Genomic DNA, 3,076 nt, shown 5'->3' on the forward strand with positions numbered 1-3,076 from the left:
CAGCGTGCCTTGCTGCGTCAGGAACGAATCGATGCCGGCGATCTCGACCTCGGCGCGCCGGAGCGCTCCGGTCTGGACGGCTTCTTCGCCGCGCGTATGCGCCGCGCCGGCTAAGCGTGTAACCGCCCGGATTTGTTGACTTTTTTAGGGCAAGTCAGGGTTAAGACCGGGTTAACTGGACCCGTTGCCAGGAATTCGCCTTCGCACGCTACGTTCAATCATGTAAACTTGTGCCGGGGTAGAGGACGACCAGGAGGGCTTTTGGCACTTGCTGCCGGCAACACGACGCGTCTGTGGACGCTGGTCGCGAAGGAGTTCTGGCGCAAGACGCGCCGGCGCCTGCGTGCCGGGCCGGTTTATCGCTGGCGCTATTCCGGCCGCACGCCCGAACGCGTCCTGATCGCGCCGCCTGACCTGCGCCTCGCCGATCCGCAGATCGCACTCGAGATCTATTACGGCCGCTATCCCCTGTCTGGCCATCTGGTCGAGACCGGCGGCAAATCCCCTTTCCAGATCAATGTCCCCAATCACGGTTGGCAGAAGACCCTGCATGGCTTCCGCTGGCTGCGCCACATGCGCGCCGCCGGCACGGAGCTGGCCGCGGCAAACGCCCGCGCGCTCGTTTCCGACTGGATCACCATGCATGGCAGCCATATTTCGGGCATTGCCTGGGAGCCAGGCACGACGGCCAAACGCATCATCGCCTGGCTGCAGCATTCTTCCGTCGTGCTGCAGGGCGCCGAATTTCCCTTCTACCGGGCCTTCCTGAAATCGCTGGCGATGCAGATCCGCTATCTCAAGTCCATGGCGCGCGAAATGCCCGACGGCAAGGACCGGCTACGCGCTCGCATCGCGCTGGCATTCGCCGCACTGTCCCTGCCGGCGCCGGCCTCGGCGCTGCGCAGCGCCACCCGCAACCTCGCCGAAGAACTCAATCGCCAGATTCTTGCCGACGGCGGCCATGTCTCGCGCAATCCGATGGTGGTGCTGGAAATCCTCGCCGACCTTCTGCCGCTGCGGCAGACCTATGCCAACCAGGCCGAAGCGCCGCCGCAGGCGCTGATCGGCGCCATCGACCGCATGCTGCCGGCGCTGCGCTTCTTCCGCCATCAGGATGGCAGCCTCGCCCGCTTCAACGGCATGGGCGCCACCATCCATGACCGCATCGCCACCATCCTGCGCCACGACGACACTGCCGGCTCGCCGCTGCTGCATGCGCCGCATTCGGGCTATGAGCGGCTGGCGATCGGTGGCACCACGGTCATCGCCGATACCGGCCTGCCGCCGCCGGTCGACGTGTCCAATGCAGCCCATGCCGGCTGCCTCGCCTTCGAACTGTCGTCCGGGCGCCAGCATTACATCGTCAATGCCGGCATCGACACCTACGGCGCCGCCGAGTTCAGGCCGCTGGCCCGCGCCACCGCCGCGCATTCGACAGCCACCATCAACGACACGTCTTCGGCGCGTTTCACCCATGCGCTGCGGGTCAACGACCAGTTGGGTTCACCGCTAATCGGCGGCCCGCAGCAAGTGCAGTGCAAACGCATCGACCAGAAGGGCGTCCACGGCTTCATCGCCCGTCATGATGGCTATCTCCAGCGTTTCGGCTTCCTGCATGAGCGTGAACTGAAACTCTCCTCGGACGGCAATGTGCTGGCGGGCCGGGACCGGTTCCAGCGACCCGGCAACGCCGCGGTCCGCAACAACGGCCGCGATTTCATCACCGTGCGTTTTCACATCCATCCGGACATCAATCTGCTGCAGGACGAACAGGAGCGGCTGATCCTGACCGCCGATCAGGCCGACACCTGGGTGTTCACCTCCAGCGAAGTGATGCCCGAGGTGGAGGAATCGATCTATTTCGCCGGTCTGGGCGGTCCACGCCGCAGCCGCCAGATCGTGCTCGCTTTCAGGGCGTCCGAAATTGCCGAAGTCCATTGGCAGCTGACGCGGACAAAGATCACCGGTTATCCCGAAAACAACTGAGCTTGCGGCGGCAATGGCATGCCGTGAAAAAGCGAACGCTTGATTTCCGGGCCTCATGTGCTACGGCGCGGGCTTGCTCCTCCAGACTTGAAAGGCCGCCAGCCCATGGCCGTTCCTGCCAAGAACATTCCCGCCCCCGACCTCGTTCCGGTCCGCCGCGCGCTGCTGTCTGTCTTCGACAAGACCGGCATGCTCGACTTTGCCAGGGCGCTGGCCGCGGCCGGCGTCGAGCTGGTCTCCACTGGCGGCACGGCAAAAGCGATCGCCGGGGCCGGCATGGTGGTACGCGACGTCTCCGAGCTCACCGGCTTTCCCGAGATCATGGACGGCCGCGTCAAGACGCTGCACCCGTCGGTGCACGGCGCGCTGCTAGGCGTGCGCGATGATCCCGAGCATGCATTGGCGATGCGCAAATATGGCATCGAGCCGATCGATCTCGTCGTCTCCAATCTTTATCCCTTCGAGGAAGTCCGCCGCTCCGGCGCCGACTACGCGGCGATCGTCGAGAATATCGACATTGGCGGCCCGGCGATGATCCGCGCCTCGGCCAAGAACCACGCTTACGTCGCCATCGTCACCGATCCCGGCGACTACGCCGCGGTGCTCAACGCGCTGGAGATGAACATCGGCTCGCTGTCGCTGGATTTCCGCAAGAAGCTGGCGGCCAAGGCCTTCGCCCGCACCGCCACCTATGACGCGGCAATCTCGGGCTGGTTCGCCGAGGCGCTGGAGATCGAGCATCCGACCTGGCGCGCCTTCGGCGGCAGGCTGGCCGAAGTCATGCGCTATGGCGAGAACCCGCATCAGGGCGCCGGCTTCTATGTCAATGGCGACAAGCGGCCGGGCGTCGCCACGGCGCGGCAGCTGCAAGGCAAGCAGCTATCCTACAACAACATCAACGACACCGACGCCGCCTTCGAACTGGCCGGCGAGTTCGACCCCAACCGCTCGGCCGCCGTCGCCATCATCAAGCACGCCAATCCCTGCGGCGTCGCAGAGGGCGCGTCGCTGAAGGCGGCCTACGCCAAGGCGCTCGCCTGCGACCCGGTCTCGGCCTTCGGCGGCATCGTCGCCTTGAACCGCACCCTCG

2 protein-coding genes are annotated in these 3,076 nt (G+C 65.4%); both read left to right on the top strand.

Going from position 1 to position 3,076, the window contains the following annotated elements:
• The first annotated feature begins 261 nt into the window (after positions 1 to 261).
• A complete protein-coding gene (locus EOA36_RS32060; RefSeq protein ID WP_127280849.1) occupies positions 262 to 1,986 on the top strand; it encodes a heparinase II/III family protein in 1,725 nt (574 codons plus the stop codon).
• Between the two features lie 105 nt (positions 1,987 to 2,091).
• Positions 2,092 to 3,076, top strand: a 985-nt coding sequence (purH, locus tag EOA36_RS32065; protein ID WP_127280850.1) for a bifunctional phosphoribosylaminoimidazolecarboxamide formyltransferase/IMP cyclohydrolase, incomplete at its 3' end; no start/stop codon positions are given.

Origin of the sequence: Mesorhizobium sp. M8A.F.Ca.ET.021.01.1.1, from assembly GCF_003998025.1 — a bacterium.
Classification (GTDB): Bacteria; Pseudomonadota; Alphaproteobacteria; order Rhizobiales; family Rhizobiaceae; genus Mesorhizobium.